The following is a 26,404-nucleotide window of genomic DNA, read 5'->3' as shown; positions in this document are numbered from 1 at the left end:
AGAGCCGGCCCACCAGAGGTGGACCGGCTCCGCAGCGAACCAGCAGTGGCGCGCGCTAGCTGAGCGTCAGCGCGAGACCTTGCCGGCCTTGATGCACGAGGTGCAAGCGTTCACGCGCTTCGGCGTCCCGCCCACCACGGTACGCACACGCTGGATGTTCGGGTTCCAGCGACGGGACGTACGGCGGTGCGAGTGCGAGATGTTGTTGCCGAAGCCCGGCCCCTTGCCGCAGACGTCGCAGTTGGCAGCCACGGGTCACTCCAAAGACTTCAGATGCACTTACGGTTGATCCCGGCATGCCGGGATCAGGATCAGTTCGATGGATTCGATGATCTGAGTGGCGCTGCCAGGGGAATGGCCCGATCGGGATCGGGCAACCGGAGCATCATACAACGACTGCCCCAGTGCAACGAAACTACCATGGTCGGCCCGGGTCCCCTCACGGCCCGCTACCGGTGGAGACCGTCCCGGGGGTCTACGCTGCCTGCCACGTCCAGCAGCTCAGGGAGGCGCAGTGGCGCAGGTGCCGCAGAGGTTCTTCGATGCTCTCGCGGTGCGCACGTGGTGTGGTCTCGCTCTCGGGACACTGGGGCGGGCGCGTGAGGAAATCGACGCGATCAACGTCTATCCCGTGGCGGACGGCGACACCGGCACGAATCTGTATCTGACCGTGGAGTCCGCCGTCGGGGCGGTCGAGGCGGTGTTCGCGGGACACGCGGCCGGCTCCGGCCACGGGGGACCGACGCTCGCCGACGCCGCCCGGGCGATGGCGCACGGGGCGCTCATCGGAGCCCGTGGAAACTCCGGGACGATCCTCGCCCAGTTGCTGCGCGGCATGGCCCAGGTGCTGGCCGGCGAGGAGACCACGCCGGCCGACGGCCAGGTGCTGCGGCTCGCCCTGCGGCACGCGGCCGACTCCGCCCGCCATGCCGTGGCCCACCCCGTCGAGGGCACCGTCCTCACCGTCGCCTCGGCCGCCGCCGACGCCGCCGCCGGTGCCGAGGGCGACTGCGGGACGGTGGCCAGGGCGGCCTACGAGGGTGCGCGGGAGGCCCTCGCCGCGACGCCGGGCCAGCTGCCCGTCCTGGAACGCGCCGGGGTGGTCGACGCCGGGGGGCGAGGCCTGGTGGCGGTGCTCGCGGCGCTGGTGGAGACGTTCACGGGGGAGAGGCCGCGGAGGATCGCCGTCGCGGCGAGCGGGACCCGTGCGGGCGCGGGGGCGGCGGCCGCGGCGAGCACGGCGGGGGCGCCGGGGCCCGGCGCTTCATCGGCTGCATCGGTTTCATCGGCTTCATCGCAGGGGCCGGCGGCGGCGCACGACCGCGTCGCCCCCGAGGCCGCGGTGGCGGTGCGCACGCCCGACGCTTCGGGGCACGCTGGCGGGCCGGCCCCACGGACGCACACCGGGCCGTTCGAGGACCAGCACCCGCGCACGGTGCCCGGCCAGGCGGACGGGCCGGCGTCGGACGGACCGGCCGGACCGGCCGAGGACACGCACGCACGCGTGGAGCCCGCCGAGGGCTGCGCCCCGGCCCCCGGACGCCCGGGAGGCGGGTGCGCCGACAGCTCCGCCGCCCCCGGCCAGGGCGGACCCGCTTTCGAGGTGACCTACCTCCTGGAGGCCGGGGACGAGGCCGTGGACCGGCTGCGGGAGCGGCTCGACGGCCTCGGTGACTCCCTCGTCGTGGTCGGTGGCGACGGGCTGTGGAACGTCCACGTCCATGTCGACGACGCGGGCGCCGCCGTCGAGGCCGGCATCGAGGCCGGGCGGCCCCACCGGATCCGCATCACGCACTTCGGCGCCGGCGACGTGCACACCACCGGCGCCGAGCGGCCACCCCGCGAGCGCGCCCAGCGTGCCGTGGTGGCCGTCGTACCCGGCGAAGGCCTGGCCGGACTGTACGACGAGGCCGGCGCGACCACCGTGCTCGCACGTCCCGGGGAGCCGCCCGCGAGCGGGGAGCTCGTGCAGGCCGTACGGCGGGCCCACGCGCGGGAGGTCGTGCTGCTGCCCAACGACGATGAGCTGCGCCACACCGCGGCCGCGGCCGCCGAGCAGGCCCGCACGGAGGGCATCCGCGTCGCCCTCATCCCGACGCGCTCGGCCGTGCAGGGCATCGCGGCCCTGGCGGTGCACGAGCCGGAGCGCCGGTTCGACGAGGACGTCGTGTCGATGACCTCGGCGGCCGGCGCGACCCGCTACGCCGAGGTCACCGTCGCCGAACGCCAGTCCTGGACGATGGCCGGCATCTGCCAGGCCGGCGACGTCCTGGGTCTGATCGACGGCGACGTGGCCGTGATCGGCTCGGACGTCACCGCCACCGCCGAGACCGTCCTGGACCGCATGCTCGCGGCCGGGGGCGAGATGGTCACCCTGGTACTCGGCGACGAAGCGCCCGAAACCGTCGCCGAGCACCTGCAGAGCCGGGTCCGCGAGGGGTATCTCGCCGTCGACACGGTGGTGTACCGGGGCGGACGGCAGGGGGCCCTGCTGCTCATCGGCGTGGAGTAGGGCGGGACGTTCACCGCGGATCCTCCGCGGCGACGCGGAGCATGTGCTCGGCCTCCGCTCGACGGGCCCGCACCGCATCGCCGTCGCCGCCGGTGTTCGTGCCGTCGGGGTTCGTGCCGTCGTAATCTTCGTACGCCGCCAGCACCGCACGCGCGCGTGCCGTCGCCTCGGTGAGGCGGCCCAGCTCGATCTCCAGCCACCCCGCGGTGAGTTCGGCCCCGGTACGGCTGTGCAGCTCACCGGCCCCGAGCAAGGCGAAGACCTCGGCCGACCGCAGCAGTTGGGACAGCGCCTCCTCGGACACGGCGGGCTCCTCGGCCACCGCGGGGAACGATCCCCCCGCGGCGCTCTCCGGAACGGACGCCAGCAGGTCGCCGAACTGCCTGTGCGTGTGGCCCAGTTCGGCGACGAACCGCTGCCAGGACTCCTCGTCGGCCGCCCCGTCCCGCGCGGCCTCGCACTCCCGGACCGCGTCCGCCATCAGGCCACGCGCCGTGGCCAGGCCGTCTTCCGTGCGCGACGCCAGCCAGGCGCGGGCGCGCAGGGAGCGGACCAGGCCGGGGGTGTTGCCGAGTGCGCGCCACAGGTCGCCCGCGCGTGCGTAGGCCTGGTCCGCCTCTGCGGTCAGCCCCGCCTGCCCGAGGGACTCCCCGGCCAGGTGGGCGAGGGTCGCGTGGTCGTGCTGCTCGGGCCAGTGCCGGGCGATCTCGGCGGCCTGCAGGCGACGTTCCGCGGCCGCGCGGTGCTCGCCGAGTTCGCTCAGACAGTCGCCGAGCCACCACTGCGTCTGCACGACCGCCCCGTCGCCGTGCGTCTCGGCCGTCAGATCGGGCAGCGCCGACTCCAGCACCTCCGCGGCCTCGGCCCACCGGCCCTGCCGCAACAGGAACCCGCCGAGCTGCTGCCGCGCCCAGGCGCCCAGCGTCGCCCCCTCACCCGCCTCGTCGGCCCAGTGCGCGGCCTCCAGGGCATGCCGGGCGGCCTCCACGACCTCGTCACGGCCACCGACGACCTCGGCGAGCTGAAGGTGCAGCCGGGCCCTCCCGGGCGCCTCCAACTGGTCCCCACCGTGCTCCAGCGCCGCTCGCAGCGCCCGTTCCGCCTCCGCCATGTCGCCGAGGTGATGGGCGAGGGAGGCCAGCCGGGCCTCGTACTCCACGGCGAACCAGGGCAGCCCCGCGGCGACGAACGCCGCCGCGCCAAGCGCGAACAGCCCCGCGGCCGTCTCCAGGTCCCCCTCCAGCCCGGCCAGCTCGCCGAGCATGGCCTGCGCCTCGGCGGCCCGAGCGGCCAGCCGCACGTCCTCCCCGGTCCGCCCGTCGACGAGCGCGAGCACCTCCCGGACGGCGGCTTCCGCCCCGGCGCGCTCCGCCTCCGGTTCGTGTGCCCGCCGCATCAGGATCCGCGCCCGGCTCATCAGTACGGACGCCGTCTGGCGTATCCCCGTCTCTCCGGCGGCGTGCAAGGCCAGGATCTCATCGTACGGGCCGGACACGGCCGCCAGCGCGTCGTCCACGGCACCGCCGAGAGCACGTACGTACGCCGCACGCGCGCGTGCCGCCAACGCCTCCCCGGGATCGCCCGCCGCCGCGTACAGCTCCGCGGCCCGCTCGAAGAGCGCGCCGCCCTCCGGACCGAGGCCCATCGCCCGGTGCTCGGCGATCTCGGCCCGGTCGAGCGGGGCCAGCTCGGCGCCCTCCGCGGCCTCGGCGACCGCCGCCCACGCTTCCACCGCGCCCGGCCGCAGGGTGTCCGACATCCGCCGCGCCCGGACCAGCAGGGCGGCCAGATCCGGCTGCTCGGTGCCCGCGGCTGTGACCACCGGGGAAGCGGGCGCAGGGGCCGGCCGGACCGACCGCACGCCCAGCGGCAGCCGCTCGACCAGCGGTTCCCGCGCCATCCGCGCGCGTGCCCGCTCGCTGACGTGTGCCGTGCCGTTGCGCTCGTCGAAGCGGGCCGCCAGGGCGAGGGCTTCCGCACGGGTGTGCGCGGCGAGTTCCCGCGCCGTCCACTCCCGGCCGGCCGGACCGGGCACCTGCCTCTCGCCCAGCCCGAGCCCGGTGAGGCGGTCCATGAGCAGGGCCACCACGCTCATGAAGTCCAGCTTGCTCTGCGGGTGCCCGTCGTCCGTGAAGTACGCCGGCCGCTCCGCGAGCAGCTCCAGACCACGCGCCTCGTTGCCGGTCAGCGCACAGAACTCCACGTGCTCCGCGTACGCGCCGCGCATGCTCTCCATGGCCCGCACGAGCCGGAAGCCCCGCAGGTGGTGGGCGCGCGCCTCGTCCACGCGGCCCAGCCGCAGCAGCGGCAGCAGGGAGGACGCCAGGGCCGTGTGCGGCTCGTGGGCGCAGGTGTACTCGCCCTCCAGCACCGGCCGCCACAGCCGAAGCGCCTCCTCGTCCCGCCCCTGCTCCGCCTGCCACCAGCCCTGGCCGTGCAGTTCGCACGCGTGGCAGTCGGTCATGGTGTCCACGTCGGCGGCCAGCCACGCGGCGTACGCCCGCTCGGCCCGCCCGAGGTCCCCGACATGCGCGGCCACACTGTGCTCGGCACTGCGCACGGCCCGTTCGGAGTGTCCGGCGAGCCGGTAGCGGCGCTCCATCTCGCCGAGCCACTTCTCGATCGACGCGAGCGGGACGTGCGGCTGGTCGAGCATGCCGGCCGACACCCACTTGAAGACCCAGTGCAACGTGTGCGTCTCGTACTCGTCGAAGTCCTCGGGCCGTTCGTCCCACATGCGCAGCAGACGCGCGAAGGGAACGAACATCTTCCCCTTCTCGGAGCTGTAGTTGTAGACCTTCAGCTGGTGCCCGAGCGCCTCGATCACGGCGAGCGGGATGTTCAGCCGCTCCGCGGCGGCCAGCAGTTCCTCGGCGCGCGCGTTGCGGGCCGGGCCCTCCGGCTGGTCGGAGTTCTCCGCCATCGCCCGGCGCAGCGCGTCCAGGTCCGTGATCTCACTCATGCCTGACCGTCCTCGCGGTGCGTGGCCCACTCCAGCAGGCCCATGAACGCGCGGTTGAGCAGCGCCGAGTCGGCGGGCCCGAGCGGCCGCTGCGCCATCAGCAGAGCCTGCCCGTACAGCGACTCGGTGGCGGTGCCGATCAGCTCCGGGTCGTGCAGCGCGCTGATCCGCCGGACCAGCGGGTTGAGATGGTTGAGCACCAGACGGGCGCGTGGGGCACTCCCGCGCAGGGAGCCGAGGATGCCCGCCCACAGGTCGTCGGCCTGCGCCTCGGCGTCGGCCTGGGCCCGTTCATGCCGGGCGTCCCGGGCGTCGAGGTGCAGCGCGGGCAGGGACAGCGGGTGGAAGGCCCGCAGGACGACGTCACATCCGAGCGGGTCGAGCCGGGACCGGGCCGCCGCCAGGAAACCGGACAGGGCCAGTTCCTCGGCAGGGTCGACCGCGTCCAGATGCGCGGTCACCGTGTCCGCGTCCAACTCGGCGACCACGGTGCCCGCACGCACCGACGGCAGGGCCTGGACCAGTTCGCTGTCGTAGGTGTAGCCGCCGTTGACCACACCGATGCCCTGCGCGGACGCGATCGCCGCTACCTGCCGGTACTCCTCGACGGTCCGCGTGAAGTACACCACCGGGTGCCGCTGGGCGAACTCCTCCAGGGACAACCGTCCGTCGGTCGTCTCGAAGGGCAGCCACGGCAGCATCGTGCGCAGCATCTCCCGGTCGTGCCGGGCCAGGGACTTCACCCCCAGGTGGTGCACGGACAGGAACGCGGCCAGCCGCTCCGGATCGCCGGCGGCAAGACCGGTGAGCCAGGCCCGGATCCGCTCGCCCAGCGCCTCCCGCACGGCGGCCAGCGTCTCGTCCTCGTACAGCGCCTCGCGCGACGCCGTGGGCCGCAGACTGTCGGTGTCGAGCACGCAGCGCACGAAGAACGCCCAGTCGGGCAGCAGCTGTTCGGCGCGCTCGGTCAGCAGCATGCCCTTGAGGTGTACGCGGTGACCCGCGCGCTGGGCCGGGCTGACGGCCGACGGCAGGACGTACGCCACCCCGCGTATCCCGGCCACCGGCACGGCCAGGTCGATCGTGTCCAGCGGGGTGAATCCGAACAGGTCGTCGCAGTGCCGGGCGAGCGCGACCCGGCGGGCGGCCGGGCCCGGATACGACCGGTCCCAGGGGGCGGGCAGGTCGGTGACCGCCTCGTCGCCCACCCGGACGTCGTACGGCAGCAGCGAGCCGAAGTCCCGGGCCAGGGTGCGGACCCGCTCGGGCGCGAGCCACTCCTCGGACCCGGTCCGCGCCACCAGGTGCACGGTGGTTCCCGGTTCGGGACGCTCGGCCTCCGGCAGCGTCCGCACGGTGTACGAACCGTCGTCGCGGGCGGTCCACTCCACAGGTGGCGCTTCGGGGGTACGGGCGCTGCGGCTGACCACCCGGATCCGCTCAGCGACGACGAAACAGGCCAGCAGCCCGATGCCGAACTGCCCGAGAAACTCCGAACGGGCCTCCTGCAGGCCCTCGGCACGCTTGGAACTGCGCCCGATCGTGGCGAGCAGGTCGTGCACATCCGCCTCGGTGAGCCCCACGCCGGTGTCCTCGACACACAGGGAGCCCGCCTCGGCGGACAACCGCACCCGGGCTGGAGCACCGGGTTCCGTCGCGTGCCTGGCGGTGATGGCGTCCACGGCGTTCTGCAGCAGCTCGCGCAGATACACCCTGGGACTGGAGTACAGGTGGTGGGAGAGGAGGTCCACCAGGCCACGCAGATCGACCTGGAACGTGCGAGACGGCTGGGGCTTATGAGGCGGCTGGGATGCCTGTGAGGTGTGGGAGTCCATCATCACGGCGCCGGTGGGGGACTCGCGACGGCGCGGGGTCGGGCGGTCCCGGTGGGGCGGTGACCGCGAAGGAGGGCCGGGAGCGCGCCATCCTAGAGCCCGAACCAGCCGCCTGACCAGGGATTTCCGGGATCTTTACGGCGATGTGGGCCGCGGCCTCTGCGGCATTGTCAGTGGCGTGGTGTGCAATGGATCTCGTGCCCGCACTGGAAGAACCGCTGCAACAACCACTGAAGTCGGTGCTCGGCCCCGCCACCGCGAAGGTGATGGCCGAGCATCTAGGCCTGCGCACCGTCGGCGACCTCCTCCACCACTATCCGCGCAGATACGAGGAGCGCGGCCAGCTCACCCACCTCGCCGACCTCCCCATGGACGAGCACGTCACGGTGGTCGCCCAGGTGGCCGACGCCCGGCTGCACACCTTCGCCTCCGCCAAGGCCCCGCGCGGCAAGGGCCAGCGTCTGGAAGTCACGATCACGGACGGCAGCGGCCGGCTCCAACTGGTCTTCTTCGGCCACGGCGTTCACAAGCCCCACAAGGAGCTCCTGCCGGGCACGCGCGCGATGTTCGCGGGCAAGGTCTCCGTGTTCAACCGTCGCCTCCAACTCGCGCACCCGGCCTACGAGTTGCTGCGAGGGGACCCCGACGAGTCCGTCGAGACATGGGCGGGGGCGCTGATCCCGATCTACCCGGCCACCGCCAAGCTGGAGTCCTGGAAGATCGGCAAGGCGCTCCAGACGGTCCTGCCCAGCGCCCAGGATGCCGTCGACCCGCTGCCGGACTCCCTGCGCCGGGGCCGCGGCCTGGTCCCCCTGCCCGAGGCCCTCCTGAAGATCCACCGCCCGCACACCAAGGCGGACATCGAGGACGCCCGTGCCCGCCTCAAATGGGACGAGGCCTTCGTCCTCCAGGTCGCTCTCGCCCGCCGCCGCCACGCGGACGCCCAGCTCCCCGCCGTCGCCCGCCGGCCCGCCCCGGACGGCCTCCTCGCCGCCTTCGACGCCCGCCTCCCCTTCACCCTCACCGACGGCCAGCAGCGGGTGTCCCGGGAGATCTTCGACGACCTGGCGACCGAGCATCCGATGCACCGGCTGTTGCAGGGAGAGGTCGGCAGCGGAAAGACGTTGGTGGCGCTGCGCGCCATGCTCGCCGTGGTCGACGCGGGCGGGCAGGCCGCCATGCTCGCGCCCACCGAGGTGCTCGCCCAGCAGCACCACCGGTCGGTCGTCGAGATGATGGGCGAACTGGCCGAGGGCGGCATGCTGGGCGGCGCCGAGCAGGCCACCAAGGTGGTGCTGCTCACCGGCTCCATGGGCGCGGCGGCCCGTCGTCAGGCCCTGCTCGACCTCACCACCGGCGAGGCCGGCATCGTCATCGGCACCCACGCGCTGATCGAGGACAAGGTGCGGTTCCACGACCTGGGCCTGGTGGTGGTCGACGAACAGCACCGGTTCGGCGTCGAGCAGCGCGACGCCCTGCGCGGCAAGGGCAAACAGCCCCCGCACCTGCTGGTCATGACGGCCACGCCCATCCCGCGCACGGTCGCCATGACCGTCTTCGGCGACCTGGAGACCTCTGTCCTGGACCAGCTCCCGGCGGGCCGTTCCCCGATCGCCAGCCATGTCGTCCCGGCCGCCGACAAGCCTCACTTCCTGGCCCGCGCCTGGGACCGGGTCCGCGAGGAGGTGGCGAACGGCCACCAGGCGTACGTGGTCTGCCCCCGCATCGGCGACGAGGAGGACGACCCGGGGAAGGCCGGCAAGAAGAAGTCCCCGGAGTCCCCCGAGGACGCCGCGGAGAAGCGCCCGCCGCTCGCGGTCCTCGACGTGGCCGACCAGCTCTCCAAGGGGCCGCTGAGCGGCCTCCGGGTCGAAGTCCTGCACGGCAGGATGCATCCCGACGACAAGGACGCGGTCATGCGCCGCTTCGCCGCCGGCGAGACCGACGTCCTGGTCGCCACGACGGTCATCGAGGTCGGCGTCAACGTTCCCAACGCCACCGCCATGGTGATCATGGACGCCGACCGTTTCGGCGTCTCCCAGCTCCACCAGCTGCGCGGCCGCGTCGGCCGTGGCTCGGCCCCCGGCCTCTGCCTCCTGGTCACCGAGATGCCCGAGGCGAGCGCGGCCCGCCAGCGCCTGGGCGCCGTCGCCGCCACTCTCGACGGCTTCGAGCTCTCCCGCATCGACCTGGAACAGCGTCGCGAGGGCGATGTCCTGGGCCAGGCCCAGTCCGGATCCCGGACCTCCCTGAAGGTGCTCGCCGTCATCGAGGACGAGGAGATCATCGCGCAGGCCAGAGAAGAGGCAGCGGCGGTGGTGGCCGCCGACCCGGAGCTGACCCGCCTGCCCGCTCTGCGGACCGCACTGGACGCTCTTCTCGACGAGGAGAGGGAGCAGTACTTGGAAAAGGGCTGAGCCGATACCGCCCTCAGGGGCGCGGGGAACAGCGCGACCAGCCACAATGAACCTGAAGCCGCTCACGACCAAGGACCGAAGATGACCCGCGTGATCGCCGGCACGGCCGGCGGACGTCGACTCGCCGTGCCGCCCGGCACCGGCACCCGCCCCACCTCCGACCGCGCACGCGAAGGCCTCTTCTCCACCTGGCAGTCCCTCCTCGGCGGCCCGCTGGACGGCGAACGCGTCCTCGACCTCTACGCCGGCTCGGGAGCAGTGGGCCTGGAGGCACTCTCCCGGGGCGCCGGCCACACCCTCCTCGTGGAGGCCGACGCCAAAGCCGTTCGCACGGTCCGCGAGAACGTGAAGAGCCTCGCACTCCCCGGCGCCGAGGTCAGATCCGGCAAAGCGGAACAGATCATCCGCACACCGCCCCCCGGCGACCCCTACGACCTGGTCTTCCTGGACCCCCCGTACGCCGTCACGGACGACGATCTTCGCGAGATCCTGCTCACACTCCGCTCGGAAGGCTGGCTCGCCGAAGAAGCCCTCGTCACCGTGGAGCGCAGCACCAGAGGCGGTGAATTCCGGTGGCCCGAGGGTTTCGAAGCCCTCCGGGCCCGCCGCTACGGCGAGGGAACGTTTTGGTACGGTCGCGCCGCCTCAACGTGCGAAGACGCACGATGACCGGACCGGAGAGCGAGGGATCACAAGTGCGCCGCGCCGTCTGTCCCGGGTCGTTCGACCCGATCACCAACGGACACCTCGACATCATCTCCCGCGCCTCCAGGCTGTACGACGAGGTCTACGTCGCGGTGATGATCAACCAGGCCAAGAAGGGCCTGTTCGAGATCGAGGAGCGGATCGACCTGATCCGCCGGGTCACCGCCGAGTACGGCAACGTCCGCGTCGAGGCCTTCCACGGCCTCCTCGTCGACTTCTGCAAGCAGCGCGACATCCCCGCCATCGTCAAGGGCCTGCGTGCCGTCAGCGACTTCGACTACGAGCTGCAGATGGCTCAGATGAACAACGGCCTCTCGGGCGTGGAGACCCTGTTCATCCCCACCAACCCCACCTACAGCTTCCTGTCGTCCTCCTTGGTCAAGGAGGTCGCGACCTGGGGCGGCGACGTGTCCCACCTGGTGCCGGCGGAGGTCCTCGAGGCCCTCACCGAGCGCCTGCGCAAGGACTGAACCCCGCGCCGGCCGTCCCACCGGAGCCTGACAACCCGTCACCCGGTGTCCCGCGCCGTCCCCGTGGCCGTACAGTCGTCCCGTCCGTCTCCAACGCATCTGCAGAGAAGGGTGGCGAGCACACGGTGGACGTGCAGAAGAAGCTCGACGAGATCGTCGCCGCGGTCTCCGGCGCCCGGTCCATGCCCATGTCGGCGTCGTGCGTGGTCAACCGCGCCGAACTGCTCTCCCTGCTGGAGGAGGTGCGCGCGGCGCTGCCCGACTCCCTCGCCCAGGCCCAGGAGCTGATCGGCGACCGTGAGCAGATGGTCGAGCAGGCCCGCCAGGAGGCCGAGCGCATCATCGGCCAGGCGCACGCCGAACGCGGCTCGCTGATCTCCGACACCGAGGTCGCCCGCCGCTCCCAGGCCGAGGCCGACCGGATCCTCGCCGAGGCCCGCCAGGAGGCCGAGGAGATCCGCGCCGAGGCCGACGAGTACGTCGACTCCAAGCTCGCCAACTTCGAGGTCGTCCTCACCAAGACCCTCGGCTCCGTCGGCCGCGGCCGTGAGAAGCTGCTCGGGACCGGCCCCGGCACCGACGAGCAGGGCTACGAGGACGAGGACGCCCCGGAGCGCAGCCACGACCCGGAGACCCAGCGCCGCACCGCCGACGAGTACGTCGACGCCAAGCTCGGCTCCTTCGAGGCCGTCCTCGCCAAGACCCTGGAGGCCGTCGGCCGAGGCCGGCAGAAGCTGCACGGCCGGATCGCCACCGACGACCTCGGCGCCCTGGCCGACGACACCAGCACCGTCCAGCACTCCAGCGACGCGGACTACCTCGCCGACCTGGCCGCCCTCGCGGAGCAGCGGCCCCCGGTGGAGCAGACCGTCCAGCAGCAGGACTACGCACCGCCGCAGCCGGCGTACGCCCCCGCCGCCGGCTACCCCACGGCGGGAGGGACCCCCGCCCAGCAGCAGCCCGACCCCTACGGCGGCTTCCCGCAGCAGGCCTATGCCCCCCAGCAGGACCCGTACGGCTACCAGCAGGCGGACCCCTACGCCTACCAGGGCTACGAATCCCAGCAGGCGGCGTACGAGCACCACCAGGCCCAGCAGGAGCAGCAGGCCCATCACGACCGCCAGGGGTACGCCCTCGACGAGACCAGCCTCTTCGACACCAGCATGATCAGCGCCGAGCAGCTCCGCGCCTACGAGCAGGGCCGCGGCAACGGCTGAGCACCGGATTGGGCCGACAGCGAATGGTCCAGTATCCTGGCTCTTCGGTCGCGCGTACGTCCGCGATCAACGCTGCCCGGAACATCGAAGGGCAGCAACCCTCTGAGCTACGAGATCGAAAGCAGGAATGGCTCTGAACGCCCGCCTCGACCACCGCAACCCCCTCGTGTTCGACACACACGAGCTGGGCCGGCGGCCCGGTGCGCTGCAGCGCCTGACCCGCACGGTCGACGCTCCCAAGGACTTCGGTATCAAGGGAGTCATCGGAGTGCCGGAAGGCGCCCCGGTGGAGCTCGACCTCCGTCTGGAGTCGGTCATGGAAGGGGTGCTCGTCACGGGCACCGCCCGTGCCGGCGCCGAGGGGGAGTGCGTAAGGTGTCTGGAGCCGCTTCGGATGGACGTCGAAGCGGATTTCCAGGAGATGTTCTCGTACCCTGACGCCGACGACCGGGGCCGCGCGATCGCGGAACCGGGCGACGACGCCGAGGACGACGAGGACAGGCTCTTCCTCGAGGACGGCCTGTTCGACCTCGAGCCCGTGCTGCGTGATGCGGTGGTGCTCGCACTGCCGATGCAGCCGGTGTGCCAGGAAGACTGCCCTGGTCTGTGCGCCGAGTGCGGCGCGCGGCTGGCGGACGACCCGGACCACCACCACGACGCCGTCGACATCCGTTGGGCGGCATTGCAGGGACTCGCCGACACCATGAAGGACGGCGAGAAGGACGAGATGAGCGGCGCCGAACCGGGCGTCGACGAGAAGCAGGAGAAGTAGCCGTGGCTGTTCCGAAGCGGAAGATGTCGCGCAGCAACACGCGCCACCGCCGGTCGCAGTGGAAGGCTGCGGTCCCCACCCTGGTTGCGTGCGAGCGCTGCCACGAGCCCAAGCAGCAGCACATCGCGTGCCCGTCGTGCGGCACCTACAACAAGCGCCAGGTCCTCGAGGTCTGAGCGGCTGGTGAGAGGCACTGTGTCCACGCCGAAGAAAAACTCTGCGGACAACCAGGCCTCGTCCCACACGCTTCTGGAAGGGCGGCTCGGCTACAAGGTCGAGTCCGCCCTTCTGGTGCGAGCGCTGACCCACCGTTCGTACGCGTACGAGAACGGCGGTCTGCCGACGAACGAGCGACTGGAGTTCCTCGGGGACTCCGTGCTCGGCCTCGTCGTCACGGACACGCTGTACCGAACCCACCCCGACCTGCCCGAGGGCCAGCTGGCCAAGCTCCGGGCCGCGGTGGTGAACTCGCGTGCGCTCGCGGAGGTGGGCCGTGGGCTCGACCTGGGCTCCTTCATCCGGCTCGGCCGCGGTGAAGAGGGCACGGGCGGCCGGGACAAGGCGTCCATCCTCGCCGACACGCTCGAAGCGGTGATCGGCGCGGTCTACCTCGACCAGGGCCTGGACTGCGCGGCGGAGCTCGTGCACCGCCTGTTCGACCCCCTGATCGAGAAGTCCTCCAACCTCGGAGCCGGCCTGGACTGGAAGACCAGTCTCCAGGAGCTCACCGCGACCGAGGGGCTCGGCGTGCCCGAGTACCTCGTCACCGAGACCGGCCCCGACCACGAGAAGACCTTCACTGCTGCCGCCCGCGTCGGAGGCGTCTCGTACGGCACCGGCACCGGCCGCAGCAAGAAGGAGGCCGAGCAGCAGGCCGCGGAATCCGCCTGGCGGTCCATCCGGGCTGCGGCGGACGAGCGCGCCAAGGCGGCGAAGGCCGCCGAGGCGACGCAGACGGCAGCCGCCCATGCCGCCCACACGGCCGTCGACGGCAGCGTCGACGGCTGACAGCCGCCGCCCGGCGCCCCAGCCGGCCGGCGCAGCACAGCGCACCCGAGCGCCCGCCCCCTGCCCTGGGCGGGCGCTCCGGTCATCCAACAGGTTCGTGACGGGGGACCCCATGCCCGAGTTGCCCGAGGTCGAGGTCGTCCGGCGCGGTCTCGAGCGGTGGGTCGCCCACCGGACCGTCGCCGAGGCGGAGGTGCTGCACCCGCGCGCGGTGCGGCGCCACGTCGCGGGCGCCGACGACTTCGCGCACCGCCTGAAAGGTCACCGCATCGGCGTCCCGAGCCGCCGCGGCAAGTACCTGTGGCTGCCTCTGGAGGACACGGACCAGTCGATCCTGGCTCACCTCGGCATGAGCGGACAGCTGCTGGTCCAGCCGCACACCGCCCCGGACGAGAAGCACCTGCGCATCCGCGTCCGCTTCACCGACGCCCTGGACACCGAGCTCCGCTTCGTCGACCAGCGCACCTTCGGCGGGCTGTCGCTGCACGACAACACCCCGGACGGCCTGCCCGACGTCATCGCGCACATCGCCCGCGACCCGCTCGACGAGCTCTTCGACGACGAGGCCTTCCACCGGGCCCTGCGCCGCAAGCGGTCCACGATCAAGCGGGCGCTGCTCGACCAGTCGCTGATCAGCGGCGTCGGCAACATCTACGCGGACGAGGCCCTGTGGCGCGCCCGGATCCACTACGAGCGCCCGACCGCGACCTTCACCCGCCCGCGTACAGGGTCGCTCCTGGGCCATGTACGGGACGTGATGAATTCCGCCCTCGCGGTGGGCGGCACCAGCTTCGACAGCCTGTACGTCAACGTCAACGGCGAGTCGGGCTACTTCGACCGGTCCCTCGACGCGTACGGCCGGGAAGGTCTGCCGTGCCGACGCTGCGGCACGGCGATGCGCCGACGTCCCTGGATGAACCGGTCCAGCTACTACTGCCCGAAGTGCCAGCGGCCGCCGCGGATCACGCCCTAGCCGAGTCGTACCGCTCGCGCGCGGCCAGCACCTCGTCCATGTTGGCCTCCACGAAGTGGACCATGGCGTGCAGCCGCTCGGCGACGCCGTGTCCCAGCGGCGTCAGTTCGTAGTCCACCCGCGGCGGATTCGTCGGCTGGGCCTCACGGTGCACCAGGCCGTCGCGCTCCAGCGCGTGCAGCGTCTGGGACAGCATCTTCTCGCTCACCCCGTCGACGCGGCGCCGCAGCTCGTTGAAGCGCAGGGAGCCCTCGAACAGGGCGCACAGGATGAGTCCGCCCCAGCGGCCCGTGACATGCTCCAGCGTGCCGCGCGACGGGCAGGCCCTGGCGAACACGTTGTACGGGAGGTCGTCCAGCCCCTCCGCGAGCTCCTGGGTGGTGGTCATGGCCCCAGCGTACGCCAGCACAGCGCTAACCAACACGCTGCGCTAACTCTTGGTTAGTGACTGCCGGGGGCTAGTAGCCGAAGTTCTGGGTCCACCACGGACCGCCCGACCCGAGCTTCACACCGACACCCAGCGTCTTGAAGTCGCAGTTCAGGATGTTGGCGCGGTGGCCGGGGCTGTTCATCCACGCGTCCATCACGGCCGCGGCGTCGGCCTGGCCCCGGGCTATGTTCTCCCCGCCGAGGTTGGATATCCCGGCCTTCGCGGCCCGGTCCCAGGGCGTCCGGCCGTTCGGGTCGGTGTGGTCGAAGAAGCCCCGCGCGGCCATGTCCTCGCTGTAGCTCTGGGCCAGCTCGGTCAGGGCGCTGTTCGCGGCGACCGGGCTGCAGCCCACCTTGGCCCGCTCCTCGTTCACGAGGCTGAGCACCTGGGCCGCGGCGGCGGACTCCTCGGAGAGCGCGGCCGGGGCGCTGGGCTTCTCCGGCGCCCTGGTGGCCGTCCGGGAGGGCGTGTTCTCCGGCTTCTCGCTGGGTGTGGCCGTCGGCTTCTTCTCCGGAGTCCTGGTCTTCTCCGGCGTCCTGGCCGGCTTCTCCGGCGTCTTCGTCGGCGCGGCCGACGACTTCGAGGCGGACGGCGACGGCGAGGCGGGGCGTTCGGCGTTGCGGCTCGTGGGCGTGGAGCCCCGGCCGTCCGCGTCGCCGGAGGCGCCGCCCAGCTCACTCGGGGAGTTCGTGGGCGTGTCCGCGGCCTGCACCTTGTCGCCGCCGCTGTCGCCGCCGAGCTTGTAGTTGTCGAGGCCGGGCACCGCGCCCGTGGCCACCGCGACCGTACCGAGGGCGACCGCGGCGGAAACACCGAGCAGTCCGGCGCGCATCGGCTTGGCGGTCTTCTTGCGGCGCCGGTGGGAGCCGTGGCGCCGGGCCCCGGCGTCGGGCTCGAAGCCGTCGGCCGCGAAGACGGCCGTGTCGCCGGTCCGGGGGCCGGGGACAGCGGCGTACTGGCCACCCGCCCCTGAGCCCTCCTCGAACAGGTAGGCCTCGCTCTTGGCGTAGGTGCCGGCGTACGCCTCCGGGTTCAGGTAGGGCGCGATGCCCATCGTCGGCGCGTCGTCACCCGCGGGGGAGTACCGCGGGTCGTGGCTCTCCGCGAAGCCGTCGGCATGCGCGATCCCCCCGGCGCGGCCCGTGGCGGCGCGGCCGTCGGCGGAGCGTCGGTGGCGTCCCATGTCCTGGCCTTCCTCGTCCTGGCGGTCGACTCGTCCTCGAGATCAACACCAAACCCACTAGATCGTGTGAGTTTCATATGAGATTCGTTGGGTGGGGACGGTACCGCATGGCGCAAGTGGAGGAAGTGCCCGGCGGGAGATCAGGCGGTTAGGTTGCAGTCATGAGCGAGGACGTGCGATTGGTCGCCTGGGTGCGCGGACGTGTCCAAGGTGTGGGTTTCCGCTGGTTCACCCGGGCCAAGGCCCTGGAGATCGGCGGCCTGAGTGGTTTTGCTCTCAATTTGGGCGATGGGCGGGTCCAGGTCGTCGCGGAGGGCGCGCGAGAGAGCTGTGAAGGTCTCCTGGAATGGCTCGGGAGTGACGACACGCCCGGCAGCGTGGAGGGTGTCACCGAGATGTGGGACACACCTCGCGGCGGCTACGAGGGCTTCGCCATCCGCTGATCCGGCACCGCCGGGCGGCCCTCATGGCCGCCCGGCGGACCGCCCCCGAGGGCCGGCGGGGACGGAAACCCGCTGGTGATTGCCGAGAAACGCTTGCCCTGGACGGCCGCACACGCAAGGATGATCGCCACGCCCCCAGGGGCCCGCAGAAGCCGCAGCGCCGCCGTTCTTGGCCGCTTGCGCCCGGGTTGCCCCCAATACGGGGCGTGATCGTGTTGACCGTCAAACTTTTTGGTGAGACGCTGAAAGCCCCGCGCACCTTAGCTGTTTGGCATGGCTGAACGGCAGCACAACTCCAGGCCCTGCCAAGCTGCGGGTGCGAATCCCTCACGACCCACACCGCATCGGTCGGTCACTCATTGTGGAGGACCATCCATCATGGCAAAGGCGCTTCTCGGTTACGTCGGCGGCTCCGACCCTCGACTCCTCGCCGAGATGCGACGGCTCCAGCAGCGCGTCCAGGACCTGGAATCCGAGCTCGTACGGATCCAGGCGGAGAACGAAGCGCTGACGGCTGCCGCTTCTCACGACAGGATCATGGAGAGCGTTGACGCACACCAGGCGGAGCCTGCGCTCACCTGATCACTGCACCGCTCCACATCGGCAAGCAGTGGTCGGGCCGCCCGTCACAGCCGCTCAGTTGTCAGAAGTGCAAGGGACGCCGTCGGCGTCCCTTCTTTCTTTCGTTTCCCCCGCATCCTTTCACCGTCTTTAACGTTTGGTGTGCCCTGCGCGTTCAGCGGCGAAACCGTGGGTTCATGGAGTGAGACGAACCCGGGCGGTAGAGTCCGGCGGCGTGCACCTCAAGGCCCTGACCCTCCGCGGGTTCAAGTCGTTCGCCTCGGCGACCACACTCCGGTTCGAACCCGGGATCACGTGCGTCGTCGGACCGAACGGCTCGGGCAAGTCCAACGTCGTGGACGCCCTCAGCTGGGTCATGGGCGAGCAGGGCGCCAAATCGCTGCGCGGCGGCAAGATGGAGGACGTCATCTTCGCCGGCACCACCGGCCGTCCGCCCCTGGGCCGCGCCGAGGTGTCGCTGACCATCGACAACTCCGACGGGGCCCTGCCCATCGAGTACGCCGAGGTCACCATCACGCGGATCATGTTCCGCAACGGCGGCAGCGAGTACCAGATCAACGGCGACACCTGCCGTCTCCTCGACATCCAGGAGCTCCTCTCCGACTCCGGCATCGGCCGTGAGATGCACGTCATCGTCGGGCAGGGCCAGCTCGACTCCGTGCTGCACGCCGACCCCATGGGCCGCCGCGCCTTCATCGAGGAGGCCGCGGGCGTCCTCAAGCACCGCAAGCGCAAGGAGAAGGCGCTGCGCAAGCTGGACGCGATGCAGGCCAACCTCGCGCGCGTGCAAGACCTGACCGACGAACTGCGCCGCCAGCTGAAGCCGCTGGGCCGCCAGGCGGCGGTGGCGCGACGGGCCGCCGTCATCCAGGCCGACCTGCGCGACGCCCGTCTCCGCCTCCTCGCCGACGACCTCGTACGACTGCGGGAAGCCCTCAAGGCCGAGGTCGCCGACGAGGCCGCGCTGAAGGAGCGCAAGGAGGCCGCCGAGCAGGAGCTGCGCAAGGCCCTCCAGCGCGAGGCCCTCCTGGAGGACGAGGTGCGGCAGCTCACGCCACGCCTCCAGCGCGCCCAGCAGACCTGGTACGAGCTCTCCCAGCTCGCCGAGCGGGTACGCGGCACGATCTCGCTGGCCGACGCCCGGGTGAAGAGCGCCACCTCCGCGCCCCCCGAGGAGCGGCGTGGCCGCGACCCCGAGGACCTGGAACGCGAGGCGGCCCGCATCCGCGAGCAGGAGGCGGAGCTGGAGGCCGCCCTGGAGGCGGCCGAACGAGCCCTGGAGGACACGGTCGCCCACCGTGCCGAACTGGAACGCGCGCTGAGCGAGGAGGAGCGGCGCCTGAAGGACGTCGCCCGCGCCATCGCCGACCGGCGCGAGGGACTGGCCCGGCTCAGCGGACAGGTCAACGCGGCCCGCTCGCGCGCCGCCTCGGCCCAGGCCGAGATCGAGCGTCTGGCCGCCGCCCGCGACGAGGCCCGGGAACGCGCCGTCGCCGCCCAGGAGGAGTACGAGGCACTCAAGGCCGAGGTCGACGGCCTCGACGCCGGTGACGCCGAGCTCGCCGAACGGCACGAGGCGGCGAAACAGCGGCTGGCCGAGGCCGAGACCGCCCTCACCGCAGCCCGCGAGGCGGCCACCGCGGCGGAACGCAGAAGAGCCGCCACCCAGGCCCGCCACGAGGCGCTGGCGCTGGGGCTCCGCCGCAAGGACGGCACCGGAACACTGCTCGCGGCGAAGGACCGTCTCTCCGGCCTGCTGGGACCGGCGGCGGAACTCCTGACGGTGACCCCGGGGCATGAGGTCGCCCTCGCCGCGGCGTTCGGTGTCGCCGCTGACGCCTTGGCCGTCACGGCCCCGTCGGCAGCCGCCGACGCCATCCGCCTGCTGCGTAAGCAGGACGGAGGCCGAGCGACCCTGCTCCTCTCGGGGGCGCCGGACGACACGTCCCCGAGGGGCGCGGGGCCGCAGCCGACAAGCGGCTGCGGCCGCGCGGGCGCGACCGGCCCCCAAGAAGCCGCAGACGCACGACAGACCTTCGCGGCAGACCTGGTCCGCGGCCCTGCCGACCTCATGCCCGCCGTACGGCGGCTCCTGCGGGGGATCGTCGTCGTCAGCACCCTCGAGGACGCCGAAGACCTCGTCCAGGCCCACCCCCACCTCACCGCCGTGACCGCCGAAGGCGATCTCCTCGGCACGCACTTCGCCCACGGCGGCTCCGCCGGTGCCCCCAGCCTCCTGGAGGTCCAGGCCTCCGTCGACGAAGCCGCCGCAGAGCTGGAAGAGCTCGCCGTCCGCTGCGAGGAGCTGACCGAGGCCCAGCACGCGGCCGCAGAGCACCGCCGGGAATGCGCCGCACTCGTCGAGGAACTGGGGGAGCGGCGCCGGGCCGCCGACCGGGAGAAGTCGTCCGTGGCCCAGCAGCTCGGCCGGCTCGCCGGGCAGGCCCGTGGCGCGGCGGGCGAGGCCGAGCGGTCGACGGCCGCGGCGGCCCGTGCCCAGGACGCCCTCGACACGGCACTCCAAGAGGTCGAGGAACTCGCCGAGCGGCTGGCCGTCGCCGAGGAGACGCCGATCGAGGAGGAGCCCGACACCGCCGCACGGGACCGGCTCGCCGCCGACGGCGCCAACGCCCGGCAGACCGAGATGGAGGCCCGCCTCCAGGTCCGGACGCACGAGGAACGGGTCAAGGGCCTCGCCGGGCGCGCCGACTCGCTGGACCGGGCCGCCCGCGCGGAACGCGAGGCACGCGCGCGTGCCGAGCAGCGGCGGGCCCGGCTGCGGCACGAGGCCGCCGTCGCCGAAGCCGTCGGCTCGGGCGCCCGGCAGCTGCTCGGACACGTCGAGGTCTCCCTGGCCCGCGCCGACGAGGAACGCACCGCCGCCGAGGCCGCCAAGGCCCGCCGTGAGCAGGAACTCGCCCGCGCCCGCACCGAGGGGCGCGATCTCAAGGCCGAACTCGACAAGTTGACGGATTCGGTCCACCGTGGCGAGGTACTCGGCGCCGAGAAGCGGCTGCGGATCGAGCAGCTGGAGACCAAGGCGCTGGAGGAGCTGGGTGTGGAACCGGCCGGACTGGTGGCGGAGTACGGTCCGCATCAGCTCGTGCCGCCCTCGCCCCCCGCCGACGGCGAGGAGCTGCCGGACGATCCGGAGCATCCGCGCAACCGGCCGAGGCCCTTCGTCCGGGCCGAGCAGGAGAAGCGCCTCAAGGCCGCCGAGCGTGCCTACCAGCAGCTCGGCAAGGTGAACCCGCTCGCCCTGGAGGAGTTCGCGGCACTGGAGGAACGCCACCAGTTCCTCAGTGAACAGCTCGAGGACCTCAAGAAGACGCGGGCGGACCTCCTGCAGGTGGTGAAGGAGGTCGACGAGCGCGTCGAGCAGGTGTTCACCGAGGCCTACCGGGACACGGCCCGGGAGTTCGAGGGTGTGTTCTCACGCCTGTTCCCGGGTGGTGAGGGACGGCTGATCCTGACCGACCCCGACAACATGCTCACCACGGGTGTGGACGTCGAGGCCCGGCCACCGGGCAAGAAGGTCAAGCGGCTGTCACTGCTCTCCGGCGGGGAGCGGTCGCTGACCGCTGTGGCGATGCTCGTGTCCATCTTCAAGGCACGGCCCAGCCCGTTCTACGTCATGGACGAGGTCGAGGCCGCCCTCGACGACACCAATCTCCAGCGCCTCATCCGGATCATGCAGGAGCTCCAGGAAGCATCCCAGCTGATCGTGATCACCCACCAGAAGCGCACGATGGAGGTCGCCGACGCCCTCTACGGCGTCTCCATGCAGGGCGACGGTGTGTCGAAGGTCATCAGCCAGCGCCTCCGCTAGGTGCGTGTGGTTTACACCGACCTCACCTGCGGCCCTGAGGCTTCAATTCTTGAACACATCGTCGACACACTCCTGCCTCAGATTCACAGGGCCGACCTATTGACTTCGAAACTTGAAGGCATAGTCTCGGCAACGTTCCTTTTACCTTCAGGTACCTTCAGGTGGCACCTCGAAGGGCTGATCCCCCCTCCGGCAGCGTTGCCGGTGGCCCGAGGAGTACACGTGACCAGCACAGAGCAGGCACCCAAGTCAGGAGCCAGGACGGCTCAACCCGATCATCTCGGGCACGTCATCTTCATCGCGGCGGCGGCCGCGATGGGCGGTTTCCTCTTCGGCTACGACAGTTCCGTGATCAACGGCGCCGTCGAGGCCATCCGTGACCGCTACGACGTCGGCTCCGCGGCCCTCGCCCAGGTCATCGCCATCGCCCTCATCGGCTGCGCCGTCGGCGCCGCGACCGCCGGCCGCATAGCCGACCGCATCGGCCGCATCCGGTGCATGCAGATCGCCGCGGCCCTCTTCACCATCAGCGCCGTCGGCTCCGCGCTGCCCTTCGCGCTGTGGGACCTCGCCTTCTGGCGGGTCGTCGGCGGTTTCGCCATCGGCATGGCCTCCGTGATCGGCCCGGCCTACATCGCCGAGGTCGCCCCGCCCGCCTACCGCGGCCGGCTCGGCTCCTTCCAGCAGGCCGCGATCGTCATCGGCATCGCCGTGTCGCAGCTGGTCAACTGGGGTGTGCTGAACGCCGCCGACGGCGACCAGCGCGGTGAGCTGATGGGCCTGGAGGCCTGGCAGATCATGCTCGGCGTCATGGTCGTCCCCGCCGTCCTCTACGGCCTGCTCTCCTTCGCCATCCCCGAGTCCCCGCGCTTCCTCATCTCGGTCGGCAAGCACGAGCGCGCCCGGGAGATCCTCGCCGAGGTCGAGGGCAAGGACGTCGACCTGGACGCCCGTGTCGCCGAGATCGAGGGCGCCATGAAGAGCGAGCACAAGTCGAGCTTCAAGGATCTGCTCGGCGGTGGCTTCCTCTTCAAGCCGATCGTCTGGATCGGCATCGGCCTGTCGGTCTTCCAGCAGTTCGTCGGCATCAACGTCGCCTTCTACTACTCCGCGACGCTGTGGCAGTCCGTCGGCGTCGACCCCGCCGACTCGTTCTTCTACTCCTTCACCACGTCGATCATCAACATCGTCGGCACCGTCATCGCGATGATCTTCGTCGACCGCATCGGCCGCCGTCCGCTCGCGATCATCGGCTCGGTCGGCATGGTCGTCGGCCTGGCGCTGGAGGCCTGGGCGTTCTCCCACCCCCTCGTCGACGGCAGGCTGCCGGCCACGCAGGGCTGGATCGCCCTGATCGCCGCGCACGTCTTCGTGCTCTTCTTCGCCCTGTCCTGGGGTGTGGTCGTCTGGGTCATGCTCGGCGAGATGTTCCCCAACCGGATCCGCGCCGCCGCGCTCGGCGTGGCCGCCGCCGCGCAGTGGATCGCCAACTGGGCCATCACCGCCAGCTTCCCGTCGCTGGCCGACTGGAACCTCTCCGTCACCTACGTGATCTACACGGCCTTCGCCGCGCTCTCCATCCCGTTCGTCCTGAAGTTCGTCAAGGAGACGAAGGGCAAGGCCCTGGAGGAGATGGGCTGAGCCCGTCCCACCCGCTCGGGGAGAAGGGCCAAAGTCCCCGCTGCCCCTCTCCCCGTAACCCGCCACCGCCCCGGTTCGGCCACTGCCCGAGCCGGGGCGGCGGTACGTCGTGCCACCGGACGAGGACGCCGCCCCGTCGCCGTCCGCCGGTACGGGAAGGAACATGGCGCCCAGCGAGGAAGCGGAGCAGGGCCGCTCGGCGGATCACCGGACATCCGGGAGCGGTCGGCTCCCCAGCCCCGGCAGCACCTGCTCGCAGAACAGCTGCAGGCTCCGCCACCCCTCTTCCACCGGCATCCCGCCCGCGAGCGGATGCAGGACATAGGAGCCCAGTCCCAGTCCCGCGCACTGCTCCGGCGTGAGGATCCGGTACACGCCTTCCGCGCGCAGCTCTTCCACCGTCGTCGCGGCCGACTTCACCGCCGACCGCACCCCGCCGGACTGCCAGGAGGCGTACGTCAGCGCCTCGTGCAGGAAGTGCTGCCCGTACCGCGCCCAGGCCAGGTCCGGGTCCTCGGCCACATGCAGCAGCGGCGTCTCGGCGGCGGGCATCATGACCCAGCCCTCCGTGCCGTACTCGGCGAGCCGCTCCGTGTAGTACGACTCCAGCTCCGGCAGGTGCGCGCTGGGGAAGAAGGGCAGCCCGAGCCGGGCGGCCCGGCGGGCGGCCGCCTTCGAGGAGCCGCCGACCAGGAGCAGCGGGTGCGGCTCGGTGAAAGGGCGCGGGGTGATCCGGACCGTGCGGCCCCGGAAGGAGAAGGGCTCGCCCGTCCACGCCTGGAGCAGCGTCCGGAGCAGCTCGTCCTGGAGCCGCCCGCGCCGGGCGAAATCCACGCCGAACAGGTCGTACTCCTCGGGCCGGTACCCGATCCCGGCGACCGTCACCAGCCGCCCGCCGCTCAGCAGGTCCAGCACGGCGATCTCCTCGGCGAGCCGCAGCGGGTCGTGCAGCGGGCCGATGACCGCCGACACGGTGACCGCGACACGCCGGGTGGCGCCGAAGACCGCCCCCGCGAAGGCGAACGGCGACGGAAGCCAGTTGTCGCCGGCCCCGTGGTGCTCCTCCGTCTGCACGGTGGCGACGCCCCGGTCGTCGGCGTACGCGGCCATCTCCAGGGCCGCCCGGTAACGGGTGCCGAGCTCTGCGGGGCCTGCCCCGGGAGCGACGAGGTTGAAGCGTACGACCGTGACGGGCATGGGGGCGGCTCCCTCCACCGGCGGCTGTGCGGGGACCATAGCTGACGACTCGTCAGGTAGCCAGGGGCGGCGCCACTGGGCGCGCCCGCGAGTCCAGCGCCCCCGCGTGGACAGCGAACGGCCGCGCGGGCGGTCACGCCATACTGGGCTTGTTATGGAAATTGTCATCCTTGCTGTAGTCATCGCCGTGGTCGTGCTCGGCGCGCTCGGCGGGCTCATCGTCGGCAGCCGGCGCAAGAAGCAGCTGCCCCCGCCCCCGCCCGCGGCGCCCGACATCACCGCCCCACCGGCCGAGCCGCACGTCGGCGACGAGGCCGAGACGCCGCGGGAGGAACCGCGGCGCACGATAGAGGAGGTGGATCTTCCGGACGGCTCGGCTCCCGTAGCCGTCGAGGAGCCCCCCGCCGAAGCTCCCGAGATCGAGATCCCGGAGCCCACCGCCGGCCGCCTGGTCCGGCTGCGGGCCCGGCTCTCCCGCTCGCAGAACGCCCTCGGTCAGGGACTGCTCACCCTGCTCTCCCGCGAGCACCTCGACGAGGACACCTGGGAGGAGATCGAGGACACCCTGCTCACCGCCGACGTCGGCGTGCAGCCCACCCAGGAGCTGGTCGAGCGTCTGCGCGAACGCGTGAAGGTGCTCGGCACCCGCACGCCCGAGGAGCTGCGCACCCTGCTGCGTGAGGAACTCCTCACCCTGGTCGGCCGCGACATGGACCGCGCGGTCAAGACCGAGCCGGAGGACCGCAAGCCCGGCATCGTGATGGTCGTCGGCGTCAACGGCACCGGCAAGACCACCACCACCGGCAAGCTCGCCCGCGTCCTGGTGGCCGACGGACAGAGCGTCGTCCTCGGCGCCGCCGACACCTTCCGGGCGGCCGCCGCCGATCAGCTCCAGACCTGGGGCGAGCGCGTCGGCGCCCACACCGTGCGCGGACCGGAGGGCGGTGACCCGGCCTCCGTCGCCTTCGACGCGGTCAAGGAGGGCAAGGAGATGGGCGCGAACGTCGTGCTCATCGACACCGCGGGCCGCCTGCACACCAAGACCGGCCTCATGGACGAACTCGGCAAGGTCAAGCGCGTCGTGGAGAAGCACGCCCCGGTCGACGAGGTGCTGCTCGTACTCGACGCCACGACCGGCCAGAACGGTCTGGTCCAGGCCCGGGTCTTCGCCGAGGTCGTCGACATCACCGGCATCGTCCTCACCAAGCTGGACGGCACGGCGAAGGGCGGCATCGTGGTCGCGGTCCAGCGCGAGCTGGGCGTACCGGTCAAGCTGGTCGGACTGGGCGAGGGCGCGGACGACCTGGCGCCGTTCGAGCCGGAGGCGTTCGTCGACGCCCTGATCGGGGAGTGATCTCCGGACTCCGCGGAGCGGACCACCTCCGGATGTCCGTATGTGGTCCCGTACAGCCAGGAAGGCCCGCCCCGAGAAGAACTCGGAGCGGGCCTTCGCCTTGCCTAGGCCCGTGACCGGTGCGCCACGTACGCCAGTGTGCCCAGCACCAGACGGGCCTCCGGCGGCCTGGACGCCGAGTCCAGGGCGGGGGAGCGCAGCCAGCGCACCGGGCCCCGGCCGCCGCGGTCGGAGGGCGGTGCCGTGATGTGTGCGCCGAGGCCGAGACCGCGCAGGTCGAGGGCGTCCGGGTCGTCCCAGCCCATGCGGTAGAGCAGGCCGGGCAGGTCGGCGGCGGCGCCGGGGGCGACGAAGAAGTGTGCGCGGCCGTCCGGGGTCGCCGTGACCGGGCCGACGGGCAGGCCCATGCGCTCCAGCCGGGCCAGCGCGCGGCGCCCGGCGGGCTCGGCCACTTCGATGACGTCGAACGCCCGGCCGACCGGCAGCATCACCGAGGCGCCCGGGTACTCGCCCCAGGTTTCGGTCACCTCGCCGAGCGTCGCACCGGCGCGGATCACCGGCGCGAAGTCCAGCGGGTGCGCGCCCGGTGCCGGGCAGTCTCGGCGGCCGCAGGAACAGGCGCCCGCCGAGGCCCGGGCACCCGGCACCACGTCCCACCCCCACAGGCCGGTGTACTCGGCCACGGCGGTGCCGTCCGACGTACGGCCGCGGCGGCGCGAGCCGGTACGGATGTCGCGCATGCCCCGGCTGATGCCGATCGTGAAGCCCATGCCCCCTCCAACGGGTCCCACGCACCGGCGGTTACGCAGCGGACGCGATGCGTGACTCTCTGTTCTCGCCTTCCCGGCGGCGGTCCGTTAACTCGGCGCCCGGA

Annotated in this window: 21 protein-coding genes; 14 read left to right on the top strand and 7 right to left on the bottom strand. The window is 72.1% G+C overall.

Going from position 1 to position 26,404, the window contains the following annotated elements:
- Nucleotides 1-66 precede the first annotated feature (66 nt).
- Entirely contained in the window at nucleotides 67-252 is a 186-nt protein-coding gene (gene rpmB / locus IE212_RS29160; RefSeq protein WP_003993230.1) for a 50S ribosomal protein L28, read from the bottom strand.
- Nucleotides 253-514: 262 nt separating this feature from the next.
- On the opposite strand from rpmB, the gene IE212_RS29155 reads away from it, so the two are divergent.
- Complete coding sequence (locus tag IE212_RS29155) at nucleotides 515-2,512, top strand: DAK2 domain-containing protein (protein ID WP_373301446.1); 1,998 nt, start codon at nucleotides 515-517, stop codon at nucleotides 2,510-2,512.
- Between the two features lie 10 nt (nucleotides 2,513-2,522).
- Here the strand turns inward: IE212_RS29155 and IE212_RS29150 are convergent, their stop codons facing one another.
- Together IE212_RS29150 and IE212_RS29145 are read right to left on the bottom strand one after the other, a co-directional pair.
- Nucleotides 2,523-5,474 carry a tetratricopeptide repeat protein gene (locus IE212_RS29150; protein WP_190200958.1) on the bottom strand — a complete coding sequence of 984 codons (2,952 nt, stop codon included), beginning with the start codon at nucleotides 5,472-5,474 and terminating at the stop codon, nucleotides 2,523-2,525.
- Nucleotides 5,471-7,309, bottom strand: a complete 1,839-nt coding sequence (locus IE212_RS29145; protein ID WP_190200994.1) for an HSP90 family protein — start codon at nucleotides 7,307-7,309, stop codon at nucleotides 5,471-5,473. The genes IE212_RS29150 and IE212_RS29145 overlap by 4 nt, the downstream gene beginning before the upstream one ends.
- Before the next feature lie 188 nt (nucleotides 7,310-7,497).
- Here IE212_RS29145 and recG point away from each other — a divergent pair, with 188 nt between their 5' ends.
- The 8 genes from recG (at nucleotide 7,498) to mutM (ending at nucleotide 14,871) form a co-directional block, all read left to right on the top strand.
- Nucleotides 7,498-9,726, top strand: coding sequence for an ATP-dependent DNA helicase RecG (recG, locus tag IE212_RS29140; protein WP_190200957.1), 2,229 nt, complete (start codon nucleotides 7,498-7,500; stop codon nucleotides 9,724-9,726).
- Between the two features lie 81 nt (nucleotides 9,727-9,807).
- A complete protein-coding gene (rsmD, locus tag IE212_RS29135; RefSeq protein ID WP_190200956.1) occupies nucleotides 9,808-10,395 on the top strand; it encodes a 16S rRNA (guanine(966)-N(2))-methyltransferase RsmD in 588 nt (195 codons plus the stop codon).
- A 26-nt stretch (nucleotides 10,396-10,421) separates the two neighbouring features.
- Nucleotides 10,422-10,901, top strand: a complete 480-nt coding sequence (gene coaD / locus IE212_RS29130; RefSeq protein ID WP_190200993.1) for a pantetheine-phosphate adenylyltransferase — start codon at nucleotides 10,422-10,424, stop codon at nucleotides 10,899-10,901.
- A 125-nt stretch (nucleotides 10,902-11,026) separates the two neighbouring features.
- Nucleotides 11,027-12,118, top strand: a complete 1,092-nt coding sequence (locus IE212_RS29125) for a F0F1 ATP synthase subunit B (protein ID WP_190200955.1) — start codon at nucleotides 11,027-11,029, stop codon at nucleotides 12,116-12,118.
- A 127-nt stretch (nucleotides 12,119-12,245) separates the two neighbouring features.
- The gene (locus IE212_RS29120) at nucleotides 12,246-12,890 is read left to right on the top strand and encodes a YceD family protein (RefSeq protein WP_190200954.1); all 645 of its coding nucleotides are present in this window, start codon (nucleotides 12,246-12,248) and stop codon (nucleotides 12,888-12,890) included.
- A gap of 2 nt (nucleotides 12,891-12,892) precedes the next feature.
- Nucleotides 12,893-13,066 (top strand): 50S ribosomal protein L32, encoded by a 174-nt coding sequence (rpmF, locus tag IE212_RS29115; RefSeq protein ID WP_003951102.1) that lies wholly within the window; start codon nucleotides 12,893-12,895, stop codon nucleotides 13,064-13,066.
- A 19-nt stretch (nucleotides 13,067-13,085) separates the two neighbouring features.
- On the top strand, nucleotides 13,086-13,898 hold the full coding sequence (rnc, locus tag IE212_RS29110) for a ribonuclease III (RefSeq protein ID WP_190200992.1): 813 nt from the start codon (nucleotides 13,086-13,088) through the stop codon (nucleotides 13,896-13,898).
- 112 nt (nucleotides 13,899-14,010) lie between these two features.
- The gene (gene mutM, locus IE212_RS29105; RefSeq protein WP_190200953.1) at nucleotides 14,011-14,871 is read left to right on the top strand and encodes a bifunctional DNA-formamidopyrimidine glycosylase/DNA-(apurinic or apyrimidinic site) lyase; all 861 of its coding nucleotides are present in this window, start codon (nucleotides 14,011-14,013) and stop codon (nucleotides 14,869-14,871) included.
- On the opposite strand, the gene IE212_RS29100 is transcribed toward mutM, so the two are convergent.
- Together IE212_RS29100 and IE212_RS29095 are read right to left on the bottom strand one after the other, a co-directional pair.
- The gene (locus IE212_RS29100; protein ID WP_190200952.1) at nucleotides 14,861-15,259 is read right to left on the bottom strand and encodes a winged helix-turn-helix transcriptional regulator; all 399 of its coding nucleotides are present in this window, start codon (nucleotides 15,257-15,259) and stop codon (nucleotides 14,861-14,863) included. The genes mutM and IE212_RS29100 overlap by 11 nt on opposite strands.
- 70 nt (nucleotides 15,260-15,329) lie before the next feature.
- Complete coding sequence (locus tag IE212_RS29095; protein ID WP_190200951.1) at nucleotides 15,330-16,484, bottom strand: CAP domain-containing protein; 1,155 nt, start codon at nucleotides 16,482-16,484, stop codon at nucleotides 15,330-15,332.
- Nucleotides 16,485-16,645: 161 nt separating this feature from the next.
- Between IE212_RS29095 and IE212_RS29090 the strand changes: the two genes are divergently transcribed.
- From IE212_RS29090 to IE212_RS29075, 4 genes are all read left to right on the top strand, one after another.
- A complete protein-coding gene (locus IE212_RS29090; RefSeq protein WP_190200950.1) occupies nucleotides 16,646-16,927 on the top strand; it encodes an acylphosphatase in 282 nt (93 codons plus the stop codon).
- 378 nt (nucleotides 16,928-17,305) lie between these two features.
- Nucleotides 17,306-17,509: a hypothetical protein gene (locus IE212_RS29085; protein WP_003993245.1), complete on the top strand. Its 204-nt coding sequence runs from the start codon at nucleotides 17,306-17,308 to the stop codon at nucleotides 17,507-17,509.
- Nucleotides 17,510-17,723: 214 nt separating this feature from the next.
- Entirely contained in the window at nucleotides 17,724-21,338 is a 3,615-nt protein-coding gene (smc, locus tag IE212_RS29080) for a chromosome segregation protein SMC (RefSeq protein ID WP_190200949.1), read from the top strand.
- A 222-nt stretch (nucleotides 21,339-21,560) separates the two neighbouring features.
- The gene (locus IE212_RS29075; RefSeq protein ID WP_190200948.1) at nucleotides 21,561-22,979 is read left to right on the top strand and encodes a sugar porter family MFS transporter; all 1,419 of its coding nucleotides are present in this window, start codon (nucleotides 21,561-21,563) and stop codon (nucleotides 22,977-22,979) included.
- Between the two features lie 204 nt (nucleotides 22,980-23,183).
- Here IE212_RS29075 and IE212_RS29070 read toward each other — a convergent pair whose 3' ends face one another.
- Nucleotides 23,184-24,176, bottom strand: a complete 993-nt coding sequence (locus IE212_RS29070) for an LLM class flavin-dependent oxidoreductase (protein WP_190200947.1) — start codon at nucleotides 24,174-24,176, stop codon at nucleotides 23,184-23,186.
- Between the two features lie 154 nt (nucleotides 24,177-24,330).
- Here IE212_RS29070 and ftsY point away from each other — a divergent pair, with 154 nt between their 5' ends.
- On the top strand, nucleotides 24,331-25,530 hold the full coding sequence (ftsY, locus tag IE212_RS29065) for a signal recognition particle-docking protein FtsY (protein WP_190200946.1): 1,200 nt from the start codon (nucleotides 24,331-24,333) through the stop codon (nucleotides 25,528-25,530).
- Nucleotides 25,531-25,634: 104 nt separating this feature from the next.
- Here ftsY and IE212_RS29060 read toward each other — a convergent pair whose 3' ends face one another.
- On the bottom strand, nucleotides 25,635-26,300 hold the full coding sequence (locus tag IE212_RS29060; RefSeq protein ID WP_190200945.1) for a bifunctional DNA primase/polymerase: 666 nt from the start codon (nucleotides 26,298-26,300) through the stop codon (nucleotides 25,635-25,637).
- Between the last annotated feature and the right edge of the window lie 104 nt (nucleotides 26,301-26,404).

Source organism: Streptomyces djakartensis, assembly GCF_014651075.1.
GTDB classification, from domain to species: domain Bacteria; phylum Actinomycetota; class Actinomycetes; order Streptomycetales; family Streptomycetaceae; genus Streptomyces; species Streptomyces djakartensis.
Note: the sequence above shows the minus strand (reverse complement) of the source record. Positions and strands in the feature narration are given on the sequence as shown.